Origin of the sequence: Algoriphagus hitonicola, assembly GCF_900113375.1 — a bacterium.
GTDB lineage: Bacteria > Bacteroidota > Bacteroidia > Cytophagales > Cyclobacteriaceae > Algoriphagus > Algoriphagus hitonicola.
In genome coordinates this window covers 109,311-135,034 of the sequence record NZ_FOPC01000007.1, presented here as the reverse complement: position 1 = coordinate 135,034, position 25,724 = coordinate 109,311, and the positions used below count along the sequence as shown (strand labels likewise).

General features: G+C 43.3%; 20 protein-coding genes and 4 tRNA genes. 3 read left to right on the top strand and 21 right to left on the bottom strand.

Annotation, left to right across the window (positions count from 1 at the left end; translation table 11 throughout):
- Window position 1: 1 nt before the first annotated feature.
- From rplC to BM043_RS10960, 20 genes are all read right to left on the bottom strand, one after another.
- A complete protein-coding gene (gene rplC, locus BM043_RS11055) occupies window positions 2–634 on the bottom strand; it encodes a 50S ribosomal protein L3 (protein ID WP_087938035.1) in 633 nt (210 codons plus the stop codon).
- 237 nt (window positions 635–871) lie between these two features.
- The gene (gene rpsJ, locus BM043_RS11050; protein ID WP_024284766.1) at window positions 872–1,177 is read right to left on the bottom strand and encodes a 30S ribosomal protein S10; all 306 of its coding nucleotides are present in this window, start codon (window positions 1,175–1,177) and stop codon (window positions 872–874) included.
- Between the two features lie 12 nt (window positions 1,178–1,189).
- A complete protein-coding gene (gene fusA, locus BM043_RS11045; protein WP_092791613.1) occupies window positions 1,190–3,313 on the bottom strand; it encodes an elongation factor G in 2,124 nt (707 codons plus the stop codon).
- Between the two features lie 5 nt (window positions 3,314–3,318).
- On the bottom strand, window positions 3,319–3,786 hold the full coding sequence (rpsG, locus tag BM043_RS11040) for a 30S ribosomal protein S7 (protein ID WP_087938037.1): 468 nt from the start codon (window positions 3,784–3,786) through the stop codon (window positions 3,319–3,321).
- A gap of 18 nt (window positions 3,787–3,804) precedes the next feature.
- Complete coding sequence (rpsL, locus tag BM043_RS11035; protein ID WP_092791611.1) at window positions 3,805–4,215, bottom strand: 30S ribosomal protein S12; 411 nt, start codon at window positions 4,213–4,215, stop codon at window positions 3,805–3,807.
- Between the two features lie 98 nt (window positions 4,216–4,313).
- Window positions 4,314–4,637: a DUF3467 domain-containing protein gene (locus BM043_RS11030; RefSeq protein ID WP_092791609.1), complete on the bottom strand. Its 324-nt coding sequence runs from the start codon at window positions 4,635–4,637 to the stop codon at window positions 4,314–4,316.
- Window positions 4,638–4,698: 61 nt separating this feature from the next.
- Window positions 4,699–9,009, bottom strand: a complete 4,311-nt coding sequence (gene rpoC, locus BM043_RS11025) for a DNA-directed RNA polymerase subunit beta' (protein WP_092791607.1) — start codon at window positions 9,007–9,009, stop codon at window positions 4,699–4,701.
- Between the two features lie 50 nt (window positions 9,010–9,059).
- Complete coding sequence (rpoB, locus tag BM043_RS11020) at window positions 9,060–12,935, bottom strand: DNA-directed RNA polymerase subunit beta (RefSeq protein WP_092791606.1); 3,876 nt, start codon at window positions 12,933–12,935, stop codon at window positions 9,060–9,062.
- A 157-nt stretch (window positions 12,936–13,092) separates the two neighbouring features.
- Window positions 13,093–13,476, bottom strand: a complete 384-nt coding sequence (rplL, locus tag BM043_RS11015; RefSeq protein ID WP_092791604.1) for a 50S ribosomal protein L7/L12 — start codon at window positions 13,474–13,476, stop codon at window positions 13,093–13,095.
- 51 nt (window positions 13,477–13,527) lie between these two features.
- Entirely contained in the window at window positions 13,528–14,064 is a 537-nt protein-coding gene (gene rplJ / locus BM043_RS11010) for a 50S ribosomal protein L10 (protein WP_092791603.1), read from the bottom strand.
- 2 nt (window positions 14,065–14,066) lie between these two features.
- On the bottom strand, window positions 14,067–14,765 hold the full coding sequence (rplA, locus tag BM043_RS11005; RefSeq protein WP_092791601.1) for a 50S ribosomal protein L1: 699 nt from the start codon (window positions 14,763–14,765) through the stop codon (window positions 14,067–14,069).
- 10 nt (window positions 14,766–14,775) lie between these two features.
- On the bottom strand, window positions 14,776–15,219 hold the full coding sequence (rplK, locus tag BM043_RS11000; protein WP_092791600.1) for a 50S ribosomal protein L11: 444 nt from the start codon (window positions 15,217–15,219) through the stop codon (window positions 14,776–14,778).
- Between the two features lie 3 nt (window positions 15,220–15,222).
- Window positions 15,223–15,780 carry a transcription termination/antitermination protein NusG gene (nusG, locus tag BM043_RS10995; protein ID WP_092791598.1) on the bottom strand — a complete coding sequence of 186 codons (558 nt, stop codon included), beginning with the start codon at window positions 15,778–15,780 and terminating at the stop codon, window positions 15,223–15,225.
- An 18-nt stretch (window positions 15,781–15,798) separates the two neighbouring features.
- Complete coding sequence (gene secE / locus BM043_RS10990; RefSeq protein ID WP_087938047.1) at window positions 15,799–15,987, bottom strand: preprotein translocase subunit SecE; 189 nt, start codon at window positions 15,985–15,987, stop codon at window positions 15,799–15,801.
- Between the two features lie 17 nt (window positions 15,988–16,004).
- Window positions 16,005–16,075 (bottom strand) — tRNA-Trp (locus BM043_RS10985).
- A 117-nt stretch (window positions 16,076–16,192) separates the two neighbouring features.
- A complete protein-coding gene (gene tuf / locus BM043_RS10980) occupies window positions 16,193–17,380 on the bottom strand; it encodes an elongation factor Tu (RefSeq protein WP_092791596.1) in 1,188 nt (395 codons plus the stop codon).
- Window positions 17,381–17,440: 60 nt separating this feature from the next.
- Window positions 17,441–17,512: transfer RNA gene (locus BM043_RS10975), tRNA-Thr, on the bottom strand.
- Window positions 17,513–17,545: 33 nt separating this feature from the next.
- Window positions 17,546–17,618 (bottom strand) — tRNA-Gly (locus tag BM043_RS10970).
- A gap of 74 nt (window positions 17,619–17,692) precedes the next feature.
- Window positions 17,693–17,775, bottom strand: a tRNA-Tyr gene (locus BM043_RS10965).
- Between the two features lie 147 nt (window positions 17,776–17,922).
- The gene (locus BM043_RS10960) at window positions 17,923–20,541 is read right to left on the bottom strand and encodes a M1 family metallopeptidase (protein WP_092791594.1); all 2,619 of its coding nucleotides are present in this window, start codon (window positions 20,539–20,541) and stop codon (window positions 17,923–17,925) included.
- Between the two features lie 73 nt (window positions 20,542–20,614).
- Here BM043_RS10960 and BM043_RS10955 point away from each other — a divergent pair, with 73 nt between their 5' ends.
- The 3 genes from BM043_RS10955 to frr all read left to right on the top strand — a co-directional run bounded on the left by BM043_RS10955 (window position 20,615) and on the right by frr (window position 22,524).
- The gene (locus BM043_RS10955; protein WP_092791593.1) at window positions 20,615–21,109 is read left to right on the top strand and encodes an acyl-CoA carboxylase biotin carboxyl carrier protein subunit; all 495 of its coding nucleotides are present in this window, start codon (window positions 20,615–20,617) and stop codon (window positions 21,107–21,109) included.
- 136 nt (window positions 21,110–21,245) lie between these two features.
- Window positions 21,246–21,956 (top strand): UMP kinase, encoded by a 711-nt coding sequence (gene pyrH / locus BM043_RS10950; protein ID WP_092791591.1) that lies wholly within the window; start codon window positions 21,246–21,248, stop codon window positions 21,954–21,956.
- Between the two features lie 7 nt (window positions 21,957–21,963).
- A complete protein-coding gene (frr, locus tag BM043_RS10945) occupies window positions 21,964–22,524 on the top strand; it encodes a ribosome recycling factor (protein WP_092791589.1) in 561 nt (186 codons plus the stop codon).
- 344 nt (window positions 22,525–22,868) lie between these two features.
- Here frr and BM043_RS10940 read toward each other — a convergent pair whose 3' ends face one another.
- Window positions 22,869–25,508, bottom strand: coding sequence for a DUF5686 and carboxypeptidase regulatory-like domain-containing protein (locus BM043_RS10940; RefSeq protein ID WP_092791587.1), 2,640 nt, complete (start codon window positions 25,506–25,508; stop codon window positions 22,869–22,871).
- Window positions 25,509–25,724: the final 216 nt, after the last annotated feature.

Here is a 25,724-nt window from a genome sequence, read left to right as displayed (position 1 = left end):
CTTACTTCTCTAGAATAACATAAGAATTTTTTGGACCTGGTACTGAACCGGACACCAGAAGGAGATTTTGCTCAGCATATATTTTCAATACTCTGAGGTTCAATACTTTCACTCTGTCACCACCGGTTCTTCCAGCCATTCTCATACCCTTGAATACTCGGGATGGCCAAGAACAAGCACCAATGGAACCCGGGTGTCTCTGTCTGTTGTGCTGACCGTGAGTTTGTCCACCCACACCACCAAAACCATGACGCTTCACTACACCCTGGAAGCCTTTACCTTTAGAAGTACCGATAGCATCCACGAAGTCTCCTTCGATAAATACCTCACCGGCCTTCACAGTAGCTCCGAGATCTACCTGGCCTTCAAACTCGACCCGGAAATCACGAAACTCAACAACTTTATGCTTGGGAGTAGTCCCGGCCTTTTTGAAATGGCCGATCAATGGCTTGGGAGTGTTTTTCTCCTTTCGCTCACCGAATCCCAACTGCACTGCGTTGTACCCGTCTGTTTCAACGTTTTTTACTTGCGTCACTACGCAAGGACCAGCTTCTATTAGCGTGCATGCGACATTACGTCCATCGGCACTAAAAATGCTAGTCATTCCTACTTTTTTTCCAATTATACCAGACATCTTTTATAAGATAATTTGATAACCCACAAGCAATTATGTGCCAGGGGCCCTTTTTAAGGACTGCAAAGTTACTGAAATAAAATTCTGCAACAAATGGCAACTCCTATATTTTCAAACATTTAGAAAATAATTGACCTTGAATCGCTCCAGAAGCCGATACCTATCCCCGGCAATGGGCAAAACAAAAGACCTGCATTGAGAATACAGGTCTTTTAAATCTGTTGATTTCGGGTCTGATCAGACCTTAATTTCTACATCTACTCCACTGGGAAGTTCGATTTTCATCAAAGCATCCACCGTCTTGGAAGAATTGGAATAAATGTCTACCAATCGCTTATAGGTGCAAAGCTGATATTGATCTCTTGCCTTCTTGTTTACGTGTGGGGATTTCAACACAGTAAACTTTTCTTTTTTAGTAGGCAAAGGAATCGGACCAACAACAACGGCACCGGTAGCCTTTACAGCTTTCACGATCTTCTCTGATGACTTATCCACCAGGCTATGATCGTATGATTTTAATTTTATTCTGATTTTCTGATTCATCGCAAATATTGATTAGTCTTTCTGACCTTTTACTTTAGCAATTACAGCCTCTGCTATGTTGTTTGGTACTGGCTCATAGTGAGAGAATGTCAAAGAAGCTGTCGCTCTACCGGAAGTGATGGTTCTCAAGTCGGTAATGTACCCAAACAACTCTGACAAAGGCACAGACGCCTTGATTACGGATGAGGTACCTTTGGTGTCCATTCCTTTCATCAAACCTCTACGTCGGTTCAAGTCACCGGTGATCGGACCGGTATATTCATCCGGAGAAACCACATCTACTGACATGATCGGCTCAAGCAATTGAGGCTTACACTTCTTAGCTGCTTCTTTGAAACCAATTCTAGCTGCCAACTCGAAAGAAAGCGCATCTGAATCGACGTCGTGGAAGGAACCATGGAACAAGCGTACTTTCATGGATTCGATCGGATATCCTGCCAAAGGTCCATTCTTCATAGCTTCCGCAAATCCTTTCTGAATAGAAGGAATGAATTCTTTTGGAATCACACCCCCTACGATACCATTCACAAAGTCCAAACCTGGCTTAATTTCACCAGTCTCAGGATCTGCATCTTTTGGTCCGAGTTCGAATACGATATCGGCAAATTTACCTTTACCACCGGTTTGCTTTTTGTAAACTTCTTTGTGCTCTACCGAACCAAACAAAGCTTCTTTGTAAGCCACCTGTGGAGCACCTTGATTGATCTCTACTTTAAACTCACGCTTCAATCGATCAATGATGATATCCAGGTGAAGCTCACCCATACCTCTCAAGATGGTCTGACCAGTTTCGTGGTCAGTATTCACCTGAAGGGTAGGATCTTCTTCGACTAGTTTGGCAATCGCCATACCCAATTTATCCACGTCAGCTTGAGTTTTAGGCTCAATAGCATAACCAATTACCGGCTCAGGGAAAACCATAGATTCAAGGACTACTTTACGCTTTTCGTCGCAAAGGGTGTCACCCGTCTTGATATCCTTAAATCCAACTACCGCTCCGATATCTCCTGCTCTAAGCGAATCAATTTGATTTTGTTTATTTGCGTGCATTTGGAATACACGGGAGATTCGCTCTTTATTTCCAGATCGGCTATTGAATACATATGAACCAGAATCCAATTTACCGGAGTACGCTCTTACAAAGCACAATCGACCTACAAATGGATCAGTTGCGATCTTAAAAGCTAAGCCAGCAAACGGTTCGTCTTCATTTGGAGCTATTCTAACATCTTTTTCTTCATCGTTCAAGTCATGAGCGATGATATCATCTTTGTCCATTGGAGAAGGAAGCAATTCCATCACCAAGTCAAGCATAGTCTGAACTCCTTTATTTTTGAATGAAGAACCACAAACCATAGGGACAATTTTCATGTCAATGGTCGCTTTTCTCAAGGCATTCAAAATCTCTTCTTCTGTAATAGAATCAGGATCGTCAAAAAACTTTTCCATCAAAGACTCGTCATAATCAGCCACAGCTTCCAGCAAATGCTCTCTCCACTGTGCAGCTTCTTCTACCAAGTCTTCTGGAATAGGAACTTCCTCGAAGGTCATTCCCATATCATCTTCATTCCAAACAATCCCGCGGTTGTTGATCAAATCAACTACCCCTTTGAATTTATCTTCAGACCCGATTGGGATTTGCAAAGGCACTGCATAGCTGCCAAGCATTTCCTTCACCTGCTTACAAACCTCCAGGAAGTTTGCACCGGCACGGTCCATTTTATTTACAAACCCGATTCGGGCTACTTTGTAATTATCAGCTAATCGCCAGTTGGTCTCAGACTGTGGTTCAACACCGTCCACAGCACTGAACAGGAAAACCAATCCATCCAATACCCGAAGCGAACGGTTAACTTCTACTGTGAAGTCCACGTGTCCCGGGGTATCGATGATGTTGATTTGATATTTTTGATCTCTGTAGTTCCAGAATACGGTCGTCGCAGCAGAGGTAATCGTAATCCCTCGCTCCTGCTCCTGAGCCATCCAGTCCATAGTGGCTGCACCATCGTGTACTTCACCGATTTTGTGTGAAACACCAGAGTAAAAAAGAATCCGCTCTGTAGTAGTCGTTTTACCAGCATCAATGTGAGCGGCTATACCGATATTTCTGGTAAATCTTAAGTCTCTTTTTGCCATCCTAATTAAAATCTAAAGTGAGAGAATGCTTTGTTAGCCTCAGCCATTCTGTGGGTATCGTCTTTCTTTTTCACCGCTGCGCCTTCACCTTTGGCACCGGCGATGATTTCGCCAGCTAGACGATCCATCATGGTTTTCTCACCTCTTTTACGAGCGTAGTTGATCATCCACTTGATTCCAAGGGCCATCTTTCTTTCGGGTCGGACTTCCATTGGAACTTGGAATGTAGCACCACCAACTCTACGACTCTTCACCTCTACGGATGGAGCAATATTGTTAAGCGCCTTTTTCCAAACTTCAAGACCATTCTCACCTACTTTGGATTCTACCTTTTCTACGGCATCGTAGAAAATTTTGTAAGCAATACTCTTCTTCCCATCTACCATCAGACAGTTCACAAACTTGGTCACCAAGGTATCGTTGAACTTGGGATCAGGAAGAATATATCTCTTCTTTGGTTTCGCTTTTCTCATTTCTTCTAATGTGTTTGATTATTTCTTTTTGCCTGGAGCAGCGGGAGCACCCTTACCTGCTTTAGGTCTTTTAGCACCGTACTTGGAGCGACCTTGCTTACGGTCTTTTACTCCGGCAGTATCCAATGCACCTCGGATGATGTGATATCTCACACCTGGTAGATCTTTCACACGACCCCCTCTGATCAATACGATCGAGTGCTCTTGCAAATTATGACCTTCACCTGGGATGTAAGCATTCACTTCTTTTCCATTGGTCAATCTCACCCTGGCCACTTTTCTCATCGCTGAGTTTGGCTTCTTAGGGGTAGTAGTGTACACCCTGGTACAAACCCCTCTACGCTGTGGACAAGCGTCCAAAGCCCTTGATTTAGATTTGGTTTCCAGTGTAGTTCTACCTTTTCTTACTAACTGTTGAATAGTAGGCATTAACTGATAAAATTTAGTTTTCCTGTAAACTGTTAAATTTTGGACTGCAAAGGTATTGAAAGTAATAAATTAAACAAAATTAAGCAGTTATATTTTTGTTAGGCTTCTCCTGGCTTTCCGAAGGAAATCGGAAACTGGGGAGCTCCTCCATTTTGGCTTATCTTTCCAAAAGCTGCTTCGTATTTCTCAATATTATCTTTCAAAGCAGCAAGCAATCGCTTGGCATGATCCGGAGTCACAATGATCCTGGACTTCACTTTTGCCTTGGGTACACCCGGCATCAACCGGATAAAATCAATCACAAATTCAGAATTGGAATGGGCGATCATTGCCAGATTGGAATAGACACCTTCAGCTACTTCCTCTGAAAGCTCCACATTGATCTGCTGATCGGGTCGGTTTTGATTTTTCTCGTCGCTCATTTTAACTGGGATTAAAAAAGGCCTGTACTGCTACAGGCCTTTCACTTGAATTCAGAATAAATTATAGAATCGCTTCACTGGATTTGCGGGAAGACTTTTCCATATTTTCGGAAAGTTTCTCGTATTCCTCCTGAGAACCTACGATCGCATTTTGGATAATTCGCTGACCTGTTCCAGCAGGAATCAGGTGTCCTACAATTACGTTTTCTTTCAGTCCCAAAAGCTCATCACGCTTGCCTCGGATCGCGGCTTCAGAAAGCACCTTGGTAGTTTCCTGGAAGGAAGCTGCCGAGATAAAGCTTTCGGTACCCAACGAAGCTGCAGTGATACCTTGCAAAGTAGGCTTAGAAACAGCCGTCTCCGCATCACGTACCTGCACAAGCTTCAAGTCCTTACGCTTCAAGGAAGAATTTTCGTCTCGAAGTCTACGGGAAGAGATAATCATCCCTGGCTTCAAGGTAGAAGAATCTCCAGCATCCATGACCACTTTCTTATCCAGAATGTTGTCGTTTTCCTCACGGAATGCCCACTTGTCCACGACTTGACCTTGCAAGAATCCAGTGTCTCCAGCATCGAGGATTTCAACTTTCTGCATCATTTGGGTGACAATCACCTCAATGTGCTTATCGTTGATTTTCACCCCCTGAAGTCGGTAAACTTCCTGAATCTCATTCACCAAGTATTCCTGAACCGCTGTTGGTCCTTTGATAGACAAGATGTCATTCGGAGTAATGGCTCCATCTGAAAGCGGTTCACCCGCACGGATAAAGTCATTTTCCTGAACCAAGATGTGCTTGGAAAGTGACACCATGTATTTTTTGATCACGCCGTCTTTGGATTCGATGATGATCTCACGATTACCTCGTTTGATACCACCATACGTAACCACACCGTCGATTTCAGAAACTACTGCTGGATTGGATGGGTTTCGCGCCTCAAACAATTCCGTTACTCGTGGAAGACCACCGGTAATGTCTCGGGTTTTTCCGACAGATCGAGGGATTTTTACCAAAATCTGGCCAGCTTTCACCTTATCTCCCATTTCTACAGCAAGGTGAGCTCCCACCGGAATATTGTAAGATTTGGAATCTTCCCCATATTCTACAATAATTGCGGGGTTCTTGGTTCTATCCTTAGTTTCGATAATTACTTTCTCACGGAAACCAGTTTGATCATCAGCTACCTCTTTGAAAGTCACCCCTTCTACGATAGACTCAAAGTCCACTTTACCGTCAAACTCGGAAATAATGACCGCATTGTATGGATCCCAGGTACAAAGAGAATCTCCCTTCGAAATTTTCTGTCCATCCTTTACGTTCAACAATGCACCATAAGGCACATGGTTTGAAACCAATGTTTTTCCGGATTTAGCTTCATTGATCTTGATTTCTCCAGATCTTCCCATCACTACCGTGACTGGTTCTCCATCTTTATTGGTGGTTTCGATGAGTCTCAATTCCTCATCAAATTCCACAACACCGTCAAACTTTGCATTGATGCTCGCCTCAACGGCCATGTTAGAAGCTGTACCACCCACGTGGAAAGTCCTCAAAGTCAACTGCGTTCCTGGCTCACCGATAGACTGTGCGGCAATTACACCGACAGATTCACCGGCCTGTACCATCCGACCTGTGGCCAGGTTTCGCCCGTAGCATTTGCTACAAACTCCTCTTCTAGTCTCACATGTCAATACCGAACGAATTTCTACCTCTTCGATAGCCGATTCATCGACCATCTTGGCGATTTCGTCTCCGATCTCTACACCTGCTGGAACGATAAGCTCATCAGTCAACGGATCGTAAACATCATGTACGGAAACCCGTCCTAGAATTCGCTCAGAAAGTGGCTCGACGATTTCGTCGTTATCTTTAAGTGGCTGAACGATTAGCCCTCTCAAAGTACCACAGTCCTCTTCGGTCACAATCATATCCTGCGCTACATCCACCAGTCGTCGGGTCAAGTAACCCGCATCGGCAGTTTTCAATGCCGTATCGGCTAGACCTTTACGTGCACCGTGGGTAGAGATAAAGTACTCGAGTACATCGAGTCCTTCTTTAAAGTTAGAAAGAATAGGGTTTTCGATGATTTCACCGACAGAACCTTGAAGGTTTTTCTGTGGCTTTGCCATCAATCCTCTCATTCCTCCTAGCTGTCGAATCTGCTCTCTGGAACCTCTTGCTCCGGAGTGCATCATCATATAGATGGCATTGAACCCTTGCTTATCTTCTTCCATCTGCTTCATCAGAATATTCGTCAGATTGGAATTGGTACGGGTCCAAATATCAATTACTTGGTTGTAACGCTCATTATCAGTAATCAGACCCATGAGGTAGTTGTTCCAAACCGCATCCACTTCTTCCTTGGCTTTAGCCACCAATGGATCCTTTTGATCTGGAATAATTACATCATTCAATCCCATGGATAGTCCACCTTGGTAGGCCATTTGGAACCCTAGATGCTTGATATCATCCAAGAACTGAGCAGTACGGGCAATTCCACAAACTTTAACTACCTCGGCGATAATCTGCTGAAGTTTTTTCTTAGTCAAAAGTTCATTTACATATCCAACTTGCTCTGGAACAAACTGATTGAAAATCAATCGGCCGGCTACAGTTTCTACGATTTTGGTTTCGAAGGTATCTGGAGCAGTTCGTACTCTTACTTTACACTTGATATTAGCATGCTTTGAAACCTTTCCCTCATTCATGGCAATAATTACCTCTTCCTGAGAGTAGAAGGTCATTCCTTCTCCAGCTACCGGCTCTTCTTTGGTAGACATTTTGCCTTTGGTCACATAGTACAACCCCAAAACCATGTCTTGAGAAGGCACCGTAATAGGCGCTCCGTTGGCAGGGTTTAGGATGTTATGAGCAGAAAGCATCAATGTAGAAGCTTCCAAGATCGCTTCATGTCCGAGTGGAACGTGTACGGCCATCTGGTCACCGTCAAAGTCAGCGTTGAATGCTGTACATACCAATGGGTGGAGCTGGATCGCTTTTCCTTCGATCAATTTAGGCTGGAATGCCTGGATACCCAATCGGTGAAGAGTTGGGGCACGGTTGAGTAGAACGGGATGTCCTTTCAACACATTTTCCAAAATATCCCAAACCACCGGATCTTTACGATCCACAATTTTCTTGGCAGATTTTACGGTTTTTACAATCCCTCTTTCAATCAGTTTTCGGATGATAAAAGGCTTGAAAAGTTCCGCTGCCATATTTTTGGGAAGACCGCATTCGTGAAGTTTCAATTCTGGTCCTACCACGATTACAGATCGACCGGAATAATCCACTCGCTTACCCAATAGGTTTTGACGGAATCGACCCTGCTTACCTTTCAACATATCGGAAAGGGATTTTAGGGCACGGTTACCATCAGACCTCACGGCATTTACTTTTCGGGAGTTATCGAAAAGTGAATCCACAGCTTCCTGAAGCATTCGCTTTTCGTTTCTCAAAATCACCTCAGGAGCCTTGATATCGATCAAACGCTTCAATCGGTTATTTCTGATGATTACTCTACGGTATAGATCATTCAAATCCGAAGTCGCAAAACGACCCCCATCCAAAGGAACCAATGGTCTCAATTCCGGTGGAATAACAGGAACCATTCGTACGATCATCCACTCTGGGCGGTTTTCAATACGGGTTCTGGCATCACGGAATGCCTCTACTACTTTCAGACGCTTCAAGGCCTCAGCCTTTCTCTGCTGAGAAGTATCTGTAGCTGCCTGATGGCGAAGTGAATAAGAAAGATCATCCAAGTCCAAACGGGCCAAAAGCATTTCAAGCGCTTCTGCTCCCATCTTTGCGATGAATTTGTTCGGATCATCATCATCCAGCATATGGTTTTCTTTAGGAAGCTTGTCCATGATGTCCAAGTATTCGTCTTCCGTCAAGAAATCCAGGTACTGAATTCCTTCTTCTGCTTTGATTCCTGGCTGGACTACCGCGTATCGCTCATAATACACGATTTGATCCAATTTTTTGGTTGGTAAACCAAGCAAGTAACCGATTTTATTCGGTAGCGATTTGAAGTACCAGATATGAGCTACAGGCACTACCAATTCGATGTGTCCCATCCGCTCACGGCGAACTTTCTTCTCGGTGACTTCCACACCACATCGGTCGCAGATGATTCCTTTATATCTGATGCGCTTGTATTTACCACAATGACATTCCCAGTCTTTGACCGGACCAAAGATTCTTTCACAGAACAAGCCGCCCATTTCGGGCTTGTAGGTTCTGTAGTTAATCGTCTCTGGCTGGGTTACTTCTCCATTTGAGCTATCCAGAATGGATTCTGGAGAGGCCAAACTGATCGTAACCCTAGAAAAATCAATGTTGAGTTTTTTATTTTTTCTAAACGACATAGTTTTTTGAAGATATGTGAAGGGCGGGAATACCGCCCTGTTGAGCCAATTTAATCTAAGGTAATTTCTAGAGCCAAGCCTCTCAACTCATGAACCAATACGTTGAATGATTCAGGAATATTTGGCTTTGGAAGGTTTTCACCTTTCACGATAGCCTCGTAGGCTTTCGCTCTACCGATTACATCATCAGACTTTACAGTTAAGATTTCTTGTAGGACATGAGAAGCACCGAATGCTTCCAAAGCCCAAACTTCCATCTCACCAAATCGCTGACCACCAAACTGCGCCTTACCACCCAATGGCTGCTGGGTAATAAGTGAGTATGGACCAATAGATCTTGCGTGCATTTTATCATCCACGAGGTGACCCAGTTTCAGCATATATGCGATACCTACAGTCACGGGCTGATCAAATTTTGCACCTGTCAATCCATCGTATAGGTAGGTACGGCCATATGGAGGCAAGCCCGCAGCATCGAGTTCCGCTGCAACCTCTTCCATAGAAGCTCCATCGAAGATCGGAGTTGCGTATTTCTTCCCTAGCTTTTGTCCTGCCCAAGCCAAAACGGTTTCAAAGATTTGACCAATGTTCATTCGAGAAGGTACACCTAGTGGATTCAATACGATATCCATTGGAGTTCCGTCCTCTAGGAATGGCATGTCCTCATCTCTTACGATTCTGGCGACAATACCCTTATTTCCGTGACGACCGGCCATCTTATCTCCTACCTTCAGCTTTCGCTTCTTGGCGATATAAACTTTGGCTAACTGTACGATTCCGGCCGGCAATTCATCACCAACCTCAAGCGTAAATCGATCACGCTTAAACAAACCACTGATCTCGTTACGTGAGTTGGTGTAGTTTTTCACCAATTTCACGATCAAATCGTTGGTATGTGCATCATCTGTCCAATCATCCAAGATAATATCAGAAATCAGATTAGCTTCTTCCGGCACATTGTAATTAGACTCGTCTCTGTAAGGGTTCTTAGCAGGGAAAAGGTTATTTTCAATGTTCTTCAGGTTAAACTTCATCCCCTTGCTGATGATCTCATCGCCAAACTTATGCTTGACACCAAGGGAGGTTTTTCCGTCCAGAATAGTCACCAATTTATTAATCATTCGAGCACGGATGCCCAAAAGATCCTTGGAATACTTCGCTTTCAGTTTTTCAACTTCAGCTTTAGCTTTAGTCCGGTTATCTTTATCTTTTTTAGGTCTAGAGAATAATTTGGTTTCGATAACCACTCCATTTAAGGATGGAGAAGCTTTCAAGGAGGCGTCTTTTACATCGCCAGCTTTGTCACCAAAAATTGCTCTAAGGAGTTTTTCTTCCGGAGTAGGATCTGTTTCTCCTTTTGGAGTGATCTTACCGATAATGATATCTCCTTCTTTTACCTCTGCTCCGATGGCGATTACACCATTTTCGTCCAAGTGCTTCACAGCCTCTTCGGATACGTTTGGAATTTCAGAAGTCAATTCTTCTTCTCCGCGCTTGGTATCCCGAACTTCAAGTTGGAATTCCTCTACGTGAATCGAAGTAAAGACGTCCTCTCTTACCACTCGTTCAGAGATTACGATCGCATCCTCAAAGTTATATCCCTGCCAAGGCATGTAAGCCACCCGGAGGTTTTTACCCAAGGCTAGCTCACCGTTATTGGTAGAATAACCCTCAACCAAAACCTGGCCTTTGACAATCTTATCTCCTTTCAACACCAATGGCGTTAGGTTGATTGTCGTATCCTGGTTTGTTCTTCTGAATTTAATCAGATCGTATGTTTTATATTCGTCAGTGAAGTTGACTAGAAGCTCATCATCCGTCAAATCATATTTGATGGTGATTTTTCGAGCGTCAACGTATTCAACGACTCCATTTGCCTCTGCAATAATCAGCGAACGAGAATCTGTTGCCGCTTTGCCTTCCAAACCTGTTCCCACGATTGGAGCTTCAGCCTTTAACAACGGAACTGCCTGTCGCTGCATGTTGGATCCCATCAACGCTCGGTTTGCATCATCATGCTCCAAGAATGGAATCAAGGAAGCTGCTACGGATACAATTTGATTGGGAGCAACGTCCATGTAGGTGATTTCAGATGGGTCAAGCACTGGGAAATCCCCTTCAAATCGTGCTTTTACCTTTTCATTTACGAAAATACCCGCATCATCCAACGGTGCGTTTGCCTGAGCAATATTGTGATCGTCTTCTTCCTCAGCAGTCAAGAATACAATATCTTCTTTTTGCATAGCCACCTTACCGTCTTTTACTTTTCGATAAGGAGTCTCCAAGAAGCCCATGGAATTCACTTTGGCATGAACGCAAAGAGAAGAAATCAAACCAATGTTTGGTCCCTCTGGTGTTTCGATGGTACAAAGTCGACCGTAGTGCGTATAGTGAACGTCACGAACCTCAAAACCCGCCCGCTCTCTGGAAAGACCACCTGGACCCAAAGCAGAAAGTCTACGCTTGTGCGTGAGTTCGGCCAATGGATTGGTTTGATCCATGAACTGAGAAAGCTGGTTGGTACCGAAGAAAGAGTTGATAACAGAAGACAGCGTTCTGGCATTGATCAAGTCAACTGGTTTGAAATCTTCATTATCTCTGACGTTCATTCGCTCTCGGATGGTTCTGGCCATTCTGGCCAAACCTACCCCAAATTGGCTGTACAACTGCTCGCCTACTGTTCTTACCCTTCTGTTGGAAAGGTGATCAATATCATCGACTACCGCTTTGGAGTTGATCAATCCGATCAAATACTTCACGATATTGATGATATCTTCCTTGGTCAAAACGATTTTGTCTGAGTCGATATCAAGACCAAGCTTTTTGTTAATTCTATATCTACCTACTTCACCCAAGTCATATCGCTTGTCGGAGAAGAATAGGGAATGGATCACTTCACGAGCAGTGGCTTCATCAGGCGCTTCAGTATTTCTCAACTGACGGTAAATCACCTCAACGGCCTCCTTCTCGGAGTTTGAATTATCTTTTTGTAGGGTATTGTAGATAATGGAGTAATCAGCCACATTCACATCCTCTCTGTGAAGAATGATGCTCTTAGAGCCGGAGTCCAAAATCATTTCAATATCCTCATCAGTCAAAACGGTATCACGCTCAAGCAATACTTCGTTTCGGTCGATGGAAACTACCTCTCCGGTATCTTCATCCACAAAATCCTCCACCCAAGTTCTCAATACACGGGCGGCAAGTTTTCTACCGGCGGCTTTCTTAAGCGCGGTTTTTGTTGCAGAGACCTCTTCAGAAAGTCCAAATAAGTCAAGGATATCCTTATCGGATCCATATCCAATCGCTCTGAGAAGTGTGGTAACCGGAAATTTCTTCTTACGATCGATGTATGCATACATGACATTGTTGATGTCAGTGGCAAACTCGATCCAAGAACCTTTGAAAGGAATAATACGGGCCGAATATAATTTCGTACCGTTGGTGTGTTTACTTTGAGCAAAGAATACTCCCGGAGAACGGTGTAATTGAGAAACGATTACCCGCTCAGCTCCATTGATGACAAATGAGCCTTTCTCGGTCATGTAAGGAAGATTTCCCAAAAACACCTCTTGCTCGATGGTTTCGAAATCCTCATTGTCCTCATCATGACAAAGTAATCTCAATTTTGCTTTCAATGGTACGGAGTAGGTCAAGCCTCGATCGATGCACTCACCTACACTGTATTTGGGAGGGTCAACGGCATAATCGATAAATTCCAAAGTAAAGTTTTCTCTGGAATCAGAGATTGGGAAATTCTCAGAAAACACTTTGAATAACCCATCCGCCCGGCGTTTTTCTGCAGGAGTATCCAACTGGAAGAAGTCTTTGAATGACTGCAGCTGAATATCTAGAAAATCCGGATAGTCTTTGACCACCTTAATGGAGGAGAAACTTTTCCTTTCGGTTTGATTCTTGATAGCCAAGGTAGTATATGTTTATAGTGAAATTAAATTAAGGAAAATTACAATTTTCGATCGAAATAATGCAATTTTTTACCTGCGCATAAACAGGAAAAGACCTGACTTAAATAGTCAGGTCTTAGGGCCTCACCCAAACCTAAACAGGTCCGGATGAACCAAATTATTTGATCTCTACTTCAGCTCCAGCTTCTTCGAGAGACTTTTTCAACGCTTCAGCTTCGTCCTTAGCGATACCTTCTTTCAAGGCTTTCGGTGCGGAGTCAACCAATTCTTTTGCTTCTTTCAAGCCAAGACCAGTTAATTCTTTTACAAGCTTAACTACTGCTAGCTTCTGTCCACCAGCTGCTTTAAGAACTACGTCGAATGCAGTTTTTTCCTCTTCAGCAGCAGCACCATCGGCACCACCAGCAGCAGGTCCCGCTACTGCAACAGCTGCTGCAGCAGGTTCGATTCCGTACTGATCTTTAAGGATGTCTGTCAATTCTTTAACCTCTTTTACAGTCAAGTTTACCAACTGTTCTGCAAGTTGTGTAAGATCTGCCATTGTATTATAAATTTAGATTTTTCGTTTTTTTTGATTGAATTTGAAGTATTGTTATTCTCCTCTGCTTTCTAGAGTTTTCAACACACCGGTAAGGTTGTTTTGACCACTTTGAAGGGCAGAGATAAGGTTCATCGCAGGAGCTTGAAGTAGACCGATAAGATCTCCGAGCAATTCTTCCTTTGACTTGAGTTTAGAGAGCATTTCCAAGTTGGCTTCACCGATAAAGACATCTGTATCGATTGCTGCGCCTTTGAATACTGGTCTAGTCTCTTTTTTACCTATTTTTTTCCTGAAATCCAGCAATACTTTAGCTGGCAGGTTACTAGTCTCTTTAGAGAAAATGATTCCTGAGAATCCTTTAAGTGATTCATCCAATCCTGAAAAGTCCGCTTCCAGATTTTCCAATGCTTTTTTGATCAAGGTGTTTTTGTACACTTTGTACTCCACTCCTTTTTCGTAGCAGGTTCTTCTGAATGCGTTCACTTCAGCTACAGAGAATCCACCGGCATCTGTAATGTAGAAGAAAGGGTTTTCTCTGAATTTCTCGGTAAGACCGTCGATTATTTCTTTCTTTTCGTCTCTAGTCATGATTAAATTCCTTGAATGCTACCCTTGTCCACTGAGATACCAGGAGACATTGTACTGGATACGTGAATACTCTTAAAATATGTCCCTTTAGAAGAAGCTGGCTTCAACTTGGAAATCGTCAAGATCAATTCTTTGATATTCTCTTCGAGTTTATCTGGAGAGAATGACACCTTGCCCACGCTAGCGTGAATGATTCCGAATTTGTCGACTTTAAAATCGATTTTACCTGCTTTTACTTCTTTGACAGCTTTTCCTACTTCTAGTGTTACTGTTCCTGCTTTAGGATTTGGCATCAGACCTCTTGGTCCGAGCACTCTACCTAATCTACCTACTTTTGCCATCACGTTTGGCATGGTGATAATGACATCAATGTCAGTCCATCCGCCTTCGATCTTAGCAATGTAGTCGTCCAATCCAACGTAATCTGCACCTGCTTCTTTAGCTTCAGCTTCTTTGTCAGGAGTACAAAGCACCAATACTTTGATGTCTTTTCCTGTACCGTGAGGAAGAGCTACTACACCTCGGACCATTTGATCGGCCTTACGAGGATCCACACCTAAGCGAACGTCTACGTCCACTGAAGCATCGAATTTTGTATTAGTGATTTCCTTCACGATCGAAGAAGCTTCCTCCAGGGAGTACACTTGGCTTGGGTCGTACTTAGAAAGAGCTTCTTTTTGCTTTTTTGTTAACTTAGCCATAGTTTATTTATTATACTTCCCAAGGGGCTTTTCCAGATACTGTGATTCCCATGCTTCGTGCGGTACCAGCTATCATTTTCATAGCTGACTCCACTTTGAAGGCATTTAGGTCAGGCATTTTTACTTCCGCTATTTCCTTTACCTGATCCCAGGTAACAGAACCGACCTTCTTACGGTTTGGCTCTGCAGATCCGCTTTTGACCTTTGCTGCCTCGAGTAGCATATTTGCCGCAGGAGGAGTTTTTACTACAAAGTCAAAAGACTTATCCGAGTAAATCGTAATCAATACAGGACACGTTTGACCCATTTTTTCTTGGGTACGTGCATTGAATTGCTTACAAAACTCCATGATATTCAAGCCCTTGGAACCAAGAGCCGGACCTACTGGAGGTGACGGGTTTGCCTGGCCACCTTTCACTTGCAGTTTTAAATAACCAGTGATTTCCTTAGCCATTGCTTAGTCTTGTTTTTCTACTTGTATAAAGTTTAATTCTACAGGAGTGTTTCGACCGAAGATCTTGACCATAACATTCAATTTCTTCTTGTCATCAAACACTTCCTCAATTGTCCCGGTAAACCCACTGAAAGGTCCGTCCATTACTTTTACGGACTCTCCAACTATAAATGGGGTATCTAACTTCTCGGCAAACTCATCAATCTCCTCAACCTTACCTAAGATACGGTTGACTTCAGACTGTCGTAATGGTTCAGGGGTTTTGGAAGCTCCCCCTTGGTTTGATCCTAGAAATCCGATTACTCCCGGAATGCTTGTTATTACGTGATTGGCTTCACCATTGGTAAGATCCGCATTGACTAAAACATAGCCCGGAAAGAAGTTTCTTTCTCTGACTCGTTTTTTGCCATTTCGCATCTCATATACCTTCTCAGAGGGAATGAGGACTTCGGGGATAAATTCATCCAGCTTTTGTCTGGCAATTTCATTTTCCAGATAAGTCTTGGTTTTCTTTTCCTGTCCCGCTACTACCCTGAGTACGTACCATTTATGTTCAGCCATTCTGTAATGTCAGTTCAATTAAAATAAATCATAAAACCATGTCATGATGTTCTCAAATCCCAAATCAACCGCACCTATGAAAAGCGCAAAGATTAAAGATGCTACCAACACCAATACTGCTGAATTTTGAAGAAACGAATACTTAGGCCATGTGACCTTGTTTTTCATTTCATCATATGACTCGAGGACAAAGTTTTTGAGATTCATAATGTCTTTCTTACTAGCACGGGCAGAGAGATTCGAACTCCCATCAACGGTTTTGGAGACCGCTATTCTGCCATTGAACTATGCCCGTGTGAATGAACGCTCCGCTAATGGGAACGCAAAATTAGATATAACTGCCTAAAGAAACAAATGCGATCCCAAAAATATTCAGGATCGCATTGTATATTTATTAAGAATCAGTACTGAATTAGTCAAGAATTTCAGTCACCTGACCTGCACCTACAGTTCGGCCACCTTCACGGATAGCGAAACGAAGACCTTTTTCAAGAGCAATTGAGTTAAGCAAGTTAACTTCAATAGTCACGTTATCACCTGGCATCACCATTTCTACGTTTTCTGGAAGTTTGATCTCTCCAGTCACGTCAGTGGTTCTCAAGTAGAACTGTGGTCTGTATTTGTTAAAGAATGGAGTGTGACGTCCACCTTCTTCTTTTGAAAGTACGTAAACTTCAGCTTTGAAGTGAGCGTGAGGAGTTACAGATCCTGGCTTACAGATAATCATACCTCGCTTGATCTGCGCTTTTTCAATACCTCTTAGCAACAAACCTACGTTGTCACCAGCTTCACCTCTATCAAGAATCTTACGGAACATCTCTACACCAGTTACGGTAGACTTCAGTCCTTCAGCTCCCATACCGATGATGTCAACTGGATCTCCAGAGTTGATTACTCCTCTTTCGATTCTACCAGTTGCTACCGTACCTCTACCAGTGATGGAGAATACGTCTTCAACAGGCATCAAGAAGTCTTTGTCGATCAATCGCTCAGGAAGCGGAATGTAGTTATCAACTGCATTCATCAATTCCATTACAGTTTCAACCCACTTCTCTTCACCGTTCAATGCACCTAGTGCAGAACCAGCGATTACAGGGATGTTGTCACCGTCGAACTCATAGAACGAAAGAAGCTCTCTGATTTCCATTTCCACAAGCTCAAGAAGCTCAGGATCGTCAACCATATCAACTTTGTTCATGAATACTACTAGAGCTGGCACACCTACCTGGCGAGCCAAAAGGATGTGTTCTCTAGTTTGTGGCATTGGTCCGTCAGTCGCAGCTACTACTAGAATAGCTCCGTCCATCTGGGCGGCACCAGTTACCATGTTTTTAACGTAGTCAGCGTGACCAGGACAGTCTACGTGTGCGTAGTGTCTAGCCTCAGTTTGATATTCTACGTGCGAAGTATTGATGGTAATACCTCTTTCTTTTTCTTCCGGCGCGTTATCGATAGAAGAGAAATCTCTTAGTTCGGAAAGACCTTTTTTTGCCAATACGGTAGTAATGGCGGCAGTCAATGTAGTTTTGCCATGGTCTACGTGTCCAATCGTACCGATGTTAACGTGCGGCTTGGAACGGTCGAATGTTGCTTTTGCCATGCGTGAAAATCCTCAGTTTAAGTTTAAAGATATGTTTAGAATTATTTTAAAGCCGTTAAGAGCCAACGAGGGGATTTGAACCCCTGACCCCTTCCTTACCAAGGAAGTACTCTACCCCTGAGCTACGTCGGCTTTTACCCGATGCTTTTCAAGAGAAAAGCATTGAGCGGGAGACGAGGCTCGAACCCGCGACCTGCAGCTTGGAAGGCTGCCGCTCTACCAACTGAGCTACTCCCGCTTTTGATCCGGCAAAGCCGAATATTTTTTGCCCTGCAAAACTAGAAAAAAAATTTCACAATTCAGGCAATTTTGTGGGGGAAACAGGATTCGAACCTGTGAAGACATAAGTCAACGGATTTACAGTCCGTCCCAGTTGGCCGCTTTGGTATTCCCCCAACTAGCGTTTCGATCCCTACACTTTGGTGGTGTATCTCTCTTAACGGATGGCAAAATTATAGGCTTTTCTTAAAGTTTCAAAACAAGGATTTTATTTTTAAGAAGATTTTTCATCTAATCACTTCAATCCTTTCTAAATCAGCCTATTAATTTTCATCAGAAAGTGCCTGAAGAAAATATTCCATGTAATTTTTGATCTCTTGATTGCTTTCTCCTGCCACAGCCTTCCTTAATCGCTCCGCTACTCCCGCTTCATCTGCAAAACCTAAGAGCCCCTGAAAGGCACCCAGTCTTACATAAACCTGTCCGCTATTCTCCAATTCAGAAAATAAATATTCAACCGCTTCATTTTTTCCTTCCTCTGGATTTCGCACGAAATATTCACTAAAATATCCTAAGAAATAATATAATCCCTCCCCACTAAGCTCCTCAGTCTTCTGTCGAAACCAGTTTCCTTTTCCTTTCAATTCCTTAGTCAAATAATATTCTGCCAACGGTACAGCCACGCGGTAATTGCTCGATTGGGCAAAACCTTCTATAAATTCGACATCAATCGACGTCGTTTCAGTTTGATTGATTGCCATCAAAGCCGAACTGACGATCAAATAGGAAGAATCATTGGCAAACCTTCGGAAAGCCTGGTAATATTTATCCGCATCAAATGCAGAAAGCACATCAATGGCTCCCGCTCTCACTGAATTTCTCGAGTCTTCTTCGGCAAGTAGGTACACCTGCTCTTCTAATTCCGGATCCATTCCCAACCACTCCGTGTAATTTTGAACTACTCTCAATGCAGATTCTCTCACTGCCCAAAACTCATCCTCCAAGGCCTGAGCGATCAACTCCTTAAGTTGGTCTTCTGCTTCCCAAGCTGACAAACTATCCAATGCTTCGTATCGGGCTACTCCAAATTCGGACTCCTTGAACTGACGAACCATGAACTCCGGACTTAATTCTTGCTGACGAACGGCCAAGAGGTCTTTTTGCTCATCGATATATACTTGATCGACTACTTGCTTATTTTCTAAAGCAAACTGCTGAAAAGCCCGCTCTAAAATAAATGTCTTTTCTTGTCTTTTGCCCTCCGCATACCAGCTCACTTTGAAAGGGATCCGATAGAGCGGAGTATTCTCCAAGTTTTGTTTTTGTCTTACTGTAATCAAGAGATTTTCCGGCACGGAGTAATCGACTTCAAAAGCCAGCTGAGGATGTCCTTTGTCCAAAAACCATTGATTGAAAAACCAATTTAAATCTTCCCCACTGACCTCCTCGAAAGCCAGTCGGAGATCATGTACTTCCACGCTATTCAGTGCATTTTCATTTAAATAATGCTTGAGCCCCTCAAAGAATAATCGATCTCCAAGGTACTTTCTTAACTGATGCAGGACCCAGCCGCCCTTGGAATAACTGTGGGAATCAAACATATCTTCTGCAGAGGCATACTGAAAGCGGATCAAATCGACCTGCTTACTATCCGACTCCAATAGATAGTTTTCAAGCTCGGTCATCAACTTCAGCTTCGCTTCATCCTCGCCATATTTGTATTCATGCCAGAGAAATTCACTGTAATTGGCAAAAGCTTCATTTAGGGTTAAATTGGACCAAGATTCTGTCGTCACATAATCTCCAAACCACTGATGAAACAGCTCATGAGCAATAATATAATCCCACTCCGAATCAATCGCCTCCCGCTCATCCAGCCGAAGTTCCTCCATAAATATCGACGCGGTAGTATTTTCCATCGCACCGGAAACAAAGTCCCTGACCACAATTTGATCGTATTTTTGCCAGGGATATTCTACCCCCAGTAAATCCTCAAAGTATTCAATCATTTCCGGGGTATGCTGAAATACTTTCTTGGCTCCCGCGCCATAGCCTCTCTCTACATAATACCCAAGAGGAATCTCCTCATAGCTGTCTGAGACTTTTTCAAAATCGCCAATCGCCAAGGCAACCAAGTACGGTGCATGAGGCAGATCCATCAGCCAAGTATCGACTCGAAGGCCATTATCCGCTTTTTCCTGATTGATCAATTTCCCATTGCTTACAGAGACCATCGTGTCTGGCACACTTACTTTGATCTGGTGGGTAAACCGCTCATTCGGTTCGTCTATCGTCGGAAACCACTTGGAGTTATGGGAAGTTTCCCCCTGCGTCCAAATCATGGTGGGTTTAGAATCTATCGTGTCCAGCGGATCGATGAAGTACAATCCTTTGGTATCTGTGATCGCGGCACTTCCTTCTCGGGCATTTCGCTCAGGAAATGCCTGATAGGCCAATCGAAGCTGAACCGTATCACCTACCGCCACGGTATCCGGAAAATACACCAGCAACTCCCTATCATCATAGCGGTAGCCAAGAGAAGTTTCTTCATCAGATTCTACCAAGTTTACCTTGCCCCATTCAAAATCCTGGGCATCCAACGTCATCGTAGTCTGCGGTCGGGCATATGGAGTCAAAGTCAAGATCGCATCTCCAATAACCACCTGCTCATCGAAATCAAAACCGACAGCTAAATCCATGTGGACCAAATCCATGATTCGGGGAGCAGCTGCCCGATAGGAATTTAGAGCATACTCCTTATTTTGAGTTAATCGGATCGAGTCCTCATTGACCTCCTCTTCCACCACTTCTACAGGTTCCTGAGGAATGGAAGGTGTCGAGGGAGTCGGCTGGGTGGACTTGCAGGCTATCTGAAAAAAAATCAAGGCAATTCCCAAAATTCTAATCGTGAATTGCAAAATATTCTTTGGCTTCGTAATCATTTATTTGATATTTGGAGTAGAAATAGGCTCATGTCTATGAGCTTGACAACTATAGCGACTCAAATTAGCAGGAATGTTTTCAGTAATCCTCAACCAAAAGACGTTTTCGGTCGAAAAATCCGACAAACGTCTCAAAGTAAACGATCAAATCCTAGATTGGGATATCCGATGGATTTCCGATCGTAAAATCCACCTGATCAAAAACGGAAACTCCATGGAGGCGGAGTTGGTCAGTCTAAACCGCGTGGAAAAATCCCTTCAGATCAAGTTGGCAAACAAGATCGTGGATGTTCAATTAAAGGATAGATTTGATCTTTTATTGGAGGAGTTGGGAATGACTGATCTCAATCAAAGCAATATTCAGGACATCAAAGCTCCCATGCCAGGTTTGATTCTGGATCTGAAAGTGGCTCCTGGAGACGAGGTTAAAAAAGGTGATGTAGTCTTGATATTGGAAGCCATGAAGATGGAAAACATCATCAAAGCTCCTGGGGATGGGGTCGTCAAAGAAGTAAAAGTCTCGCTCAAACAAAGCGTGGAAAAAAATCAAGTCATGATCACCTTTTAATTTTGGCGCAGGAATTGAATCGTACCCTTTTGGGCAAATTGAAATTTTGACTAGCATTCTGAAAGGAACAAATTATATTTGTCCGGTTATTTTTGAAAAACCAGGCATTGCACTCTTTTGAAAAAAAACGACACCTATGAAATACAATAGAATCCTCCTCAAACTCAGTGGGGAAGCGCTGATGGGCGACAAAAGCTATGGAATAGATCCCAACAGACTACAGCAATACACCCAAGAAATCAAGAAAGTAAAAGAAATGGGGGTGGAAATCGCCATTGTGATCGGAGGAGGTAATATTTTTAGAGGAGTGCAGGCCGAAAAATCAGGAATCGATCGAGTGCAAGGGGATTACATGGGCATGCTCGCCACGCTAATCAATGCCATGGCTTTACAAAGTGCCCTCGAACAAGCCGGAATGTTTACCCGCCTGATGTCCGGGATCAAAATCGAATCGGTCTGCGAACCCTTTATCCGAAGAAGAGCGATCCGGCACTTGGAAAAAGGACGAATCGTTATTTTTGGAGCAGGAATCGGAAATCCCTATTTTACCACCGACTCCACGGCGAGTTTGAGAGCAATCGAAATCGAAGCGGATGTGGTCTTGAAAGGAACGCGGGTAGATGGGGTTTACACCGCAGATCCCGAAAAAGATAAAACCGCGACAAAATATCAAACCATTTCCTTTCATGAGGTCTATGAAAAAAACCTCAACGTGATGGACATGACTGCTTTTACGCTTTGCCAGGAAAACAATTTGCCCATTATCGTTTTTGATATGAACAAAGCTGGCAACTTAAGCAAACTAGTCGAAGGAGAACAAATCGGAACACTCATCACCTCACTATAAAATAATCATGGAAGAGATCGAATTATACCTAGAAGAGGCTAAAGAAATGATGCAAAAAGCCGTGGATCATACCGCAGCTGAGCTGTTGAAAATCAGGGCAGGCAAGGCTATGCCTAATATGCTAGACGGGATCCTAGTCATGTACTATGGTTCCCCCACTCCGCTCAATCAAGTATCATCAGTAACCACCCCGGATGCACGTACCTTGGCGATTCGCCCATTTGAGAAAAATCTGATCGGAGAAATCGAAAAAGCCATCATCAATTCGGATCTGGGGCTAGCTCCGCAAAACAACGGAGAAATGATCATCCTGACCATCCCGACTTTGACAGAGGAGCGTCGGATTAACTTGGTCAAAAATGCGAAAAACGAAACAGAAAACGGAAAAATTTCCATTCGTACGATCCGTAAGGACACCAATGATGCATTGAAAAAACTCAAAAATGATGGAGTTTCCGAGGATGACATCAAACGCGCCGAAGACAAAGTCCAAAAACTCACCGATCAGTACTCAACCAAAATCGACGAGCTTCTAGCCAAAAAAGAAGCGGATATTATGAAAGTCTAAGGAGGGTAAAATACCTTTCAAAAGCCACTTTCCGAAAGAGAGTGGCTTTTTTGATTTTGAAAGCTAGAAACCCTATAAACTGATATAGTTTTTTGAAGAGTCTCATACTCCCAACTTCCAGAATTTAGCTAAATTCATGAACTCAACTTCACATATTTAGCTAATTTTATGAAGCTGACTTCTTCCATCTGCCCAATTTAACCCTCAGGTGGTCCGTACCATCTCCGCATTTTCATCGAGTTTATCTCAGTCCGAGTCGAAGGAAACCCGAAGAATATCCGAATGAACGCCGAAGAAAACCTAAAGAAACCAAGGCTTAGCCATGGCATTGAAATAGGAATGAATTACTGAATCTGAATAAAGGTCGCCACTCCAAAGCGGGCTCTGCCTCTCAGGTACTTTCCATTTTCGAAACCTGCCCCAAATTCCACCCGGAATATCCGGAACAGATTATCTATGGAATAGCCCAACTCCACATAATGAGGCGAGTTTTCGGTTTTGAGGTAATTGAGGAAAATATTTTCCCGCAATCCCGAAAACCGCAACATCGGCAATTGAGTCAGGAGGAATTTTCGAAATTGATAGTGGAAAATTCCAGTCAAATAGGTCGAACTCGTACTGTATCGGTAATAATCCATAAAACGGAAGTTGGAAGCTGGACCAAAATTGGAAAAGATCGTCCGATTGCCGCCAAAGTGGGCAAAATCCTGAAAATACACCCGGTCCTGATTGAGGAAGGTACCCGCAGTAATATTGAAATCAAATTTGCCACTTACTCCAAATTTAAAGTCATGCTCGATTCCGAGTTCCACCTGATCAAAATCAGCCGCTTCATCGCTTTGGAAAAGAGTAGGAATGGCCTTATTAAAAGTTGCTCTGATTAAAGGGGAACGATCCGTAATGGGATACTTTCGACCATTCCGGATTCCATAGCGAATACCCGGTCTCCATTCTAAAGAGAGATTGAGTTTGGCTAGTCGATGATTTGCAAAAGCTTCCTGACCCGCTTCCACATTATCGGGCTGATTGGAGGTATAGCTTCGCTCGGGTTTATTGTACCAGCTGAGGTCCGAGTTATTTTGAAGGGAACGCCGCTCAGCCAGCGTGAAATTCATCCGATAGGTCAGACCATAATTCACCCGATGGTACCAGTAGATTTTGGCAAAATCCTGCTCATAGAGTTTCATGTAATTTTGTCGAAATAGCAGGGAATAAAGCGCATTGACTTGTTCATTGATCGGCTCACCCCCGTTAAATTGCTCGATAAAGCGACCGCCTTCTATTCCCCAGGTTTTACCGGAAATGGCCTCCGTAGTTGACCATCTGAAATTCGTTTTTCCATAAAAGCGCTTACTGGCAAATCCATAGCGAAGTTCCGGTTCGATATTGAAACTCCTGCTGAATCTTTCGGTGCTGTCGGTTTGGGCTTGATTTGAAAATTTTCGATAGAAAAGCTTCATTCCCACTTTCCATCCCTCTACGGTGTTGAAAGAAATTTTAGTCCAGTTTTGGTCAAATCCCAAACTTTTCCCTTTCCCAAAACTATAGCTGGCACCATTCAAAAAATCCAGGGGACGGTATTTTCTTCGGGCTTTTTTGGCCACCGAGTCCACCTCACTCATTTTAGCAGCCTCCACGGTGGCCAAGCTATCATCGCGCTGATAGCCCTGGATTTCAGTATCTGTAAGTGGAATAGGCCGAATGCTGTCCCAATAACTCAAATCCCGCTTTTTGGCCATAGAATCTACCTTGTAATAGCGCTCCGTGACTACGGCCTCCTCCTGCTTTTCTTCCAAAAGCTCCTTTTCATAGGCATTGATCAGCTTGCGGTATTCCTTCCGGGTTTTGGGCTCCTCGGTCGTGAGCTTTTCCAAGGTAGAAAGACCTTCAGGAAGGCTTACCGTTGATTCAGGAACGTCCTCCACTTTTTCATCAATAATATCTGGCGTTTGGATAAGGTCAGGATTTAGGGTGATTTCATAATCATTGGTGGAGGCCAGATAGTTGAACTCTCCCTCAAATCCAAAAAACTTGCCTCCAAAGCGATAGGTATGGGTAAAGGGCATCCAAACGTTTTCGGCCACTTGAGCATACTGTTGCTTGGCCTCAATTTGAAAGCCTAAATAAGAAGTTTTCAAATCCAAACTATGAATTGCCCACAAATCCTCAATAATGTAGATGTGGCCTTCAAATACCTGTTCTCCTCTAGAGCGGGGAGTGACTCGGATTTTTGATACCAATACCTCCTGATCAAAAAAGCTGCCTTCATATCGGAATTTATAGTATTGAAAAGCCATCCGAGAAAGTGGAGACACGATTTCATTAATTTTATCTTGGTAAAAACTTGTCTGAATATAAGGTGCCGGTGAGGTGGACTGATTGTCCCCGTTGGTTCGGATCGAAATTACCTCCTCCTCTACCTTGTCGGGTTGAGTAAAAGTGATTTTCGAAACAGACTCCGAAGTGTAGGCTTCATTCAGGTTAAGCCCTTCTTTTTCCAGTGTTTTTTTCAGGAAAAACGGGGCATCAGTCAGTTGTCCGGTTCCTTTGAGATAGACCATCATTGAGTAGGCATCAAGTTGTCGTCGATGATACTTGGCTTTGGTGATGGCTTTGCGCATAATAGTAAGAGCAGGATCCTCTTGACCCGCTCTAACCTCCACCTCCGCTAAAGTGTAATCTTGGGGAATCAGCTTTACATTGAGCGATACCCAATCCTCGGCTACCGTGACTGTCTCGATGACAGATTTGTATCCCAAGTACTGAAATAATACATCATAGACTCCGGGAGGAAGCTTGAGTTCAAAATCCCCCTCTTCATTGGAAGGAACACCTTCACTAATATTCCGGACATAGACAGAGGCAAAGCCCAAAGGATTGTCTTGATCGTCGGTTATTTTCCCTTTGATCCCTTGTGAAAAAGTAACAGGACTGGACAAAAAGAGCAGGCCAAAAACCAAAACAAATTTTAAAAAGGAGATCATAACAATTGAATTTTTCCGAAGATTAACGATTTGACCCAAATCCCAAAACGGGGTACTCAGATTTAAGATGCTTTAAGAAGGCAAAAGGTTTGCTAGCCACCGAAATAAAAGCTGAATTTCAATTTTTTCTTTTATGTATATCTGCTTTCTTACCAGTAAGAATTGTGCACGGACCAAAATGAGGGTTGAAGTTCAATTTAAGCAAACTTCGGTCAT

Excerpts from the sequence above, each read along its gene's own strand:
- rplC (WP_087938035.1), bottom strand. The coding sequence starts at position 634 with ATGTCTGGTATAATTGGAAAAAAAGTAGGAATGACTAGCATTTTTAGT.
- rpsJ (WP_024284766.1), bottom strand. The coding sequence starts at position 1,177 with ATGAATCAGAAAATCAGAATAAAATTAAAATCATACGATCATAGCCTG.
- fusA (WP_092791613.1), bottom strand. The coding sequence starts at position 3,313 with ATGGCAAAAAGAGACTTAAGATTTACCAGAAATATCGGTATAGCCGCT.
- rpsG (WP_087938037.1), bottom strand. The coding sequence starts at position 3,786 with ATGAGAAAAGCGAAACCAAAGAAGAGATATATTCTTCCTGATCCCAAG.
- rpsL (WP_092791611.1), bottom strand. The coding sequence starts at position 4,215 with ATGCCTACTATTCAACAGTTAGTAAGAAAAGGTAGAACTACACTGGAA.
- BM043_RS11030 (WP_092791609.1), bottom strand. The coding sequence starts at position 4,637 with ATGAGCGACGAGAAAAATCAAAACCGACCCGATCAGCAGATCAATGTG.
- rpoC (WP_092791607.1), bottom strand. The coding sequence starts at position 9,009 with ATGTCGTTTAGAAAAAATAAAAAACTCAACATTGATTTTTCTAGGGTT.
- rplL (WP_092791604.1), bottom strand. The coding sequence starts at position 13,476 with ATGGCAGATCTTACACAACTTGCAGAACAGTTGGTAAACTTGACTGTA.
- rplJ (WP_092791603.1), bottom strand. The coding sequence starts at position 14,064 with ATGACTAGAGACGAAAAGAAAGAAATAATCGACGGTCTTACCGAGAAA.
- rplA (WP_092791601.1), bottom strand. The coding sequence starts at position 14,765 with ATGGCTAAGTTAACAAAAAAGCAAAAAGAAGCTCTTTCTAAGTACGAC.
- rplK (WP_092791600.1), bottom strand. The coding sequence starts at position 15,219 with ATGGCTAAGGAAATCACTGGTTATTTAAAACTGCAAGTGAAAGGTGGC.
- nusG (WP_092791598.1), bottom strand. The coding sequence starts at position 15,780 with ATGGCTGAACATAAATGGTACGTACTCAGGGTAGTAGCGGGACAGGAA.
- secE (WP_087938047.1), bottom strand. The coding sequence starts at position 15,987 with ATGAATCTCAAAAACTTTGTCCTCGAGTCATATGATGAAATGAAAAAC.
- tuf (WP_092791596.1), bottom strand. The coding sequence starts at position 17,380 with ATGGCAAAAGCAACATTCGACCGTTCCAAGCCGCACGTTAACATCGGT.
- BM043_RS10960 (WP_092791594.1), bottom strand. The coding sequence starts at position 20,541 with ATGATTACGAAGCCAAAGAATATTTTGCAATTCACGATTAGAATTTTG.
- BM043_RS10955 (WP_092791593.1), top strand. The coding sequence starts at position 20,615 with ATGTTTTCAGTAATCCTCAACCAAAAGACGTTTTCGGTCGAAAAATCC.
- pyrH (WP_092791591.1), top strand. The coding sequence starts at position 21,246 with ATGAAATACAATAGAATCCTCCTCAAACTCAGTGGGGAAGCGCTGATG.
- frr (WP_092791589.1), top strand. The coding sequence starts at position 21,964 with ATGGAAGAGATCGAATTATACCTAGAAGAGGCTAAAGAAATGATGCAA.
- BM043_RS10940 (WP_092791587.1), bottom strand. The coding sequence starts at position 25,508 with ATGATCTCCTTTTTAAAATTTGTTTTGGTTTTTGGCCTGCTCTTTTTG.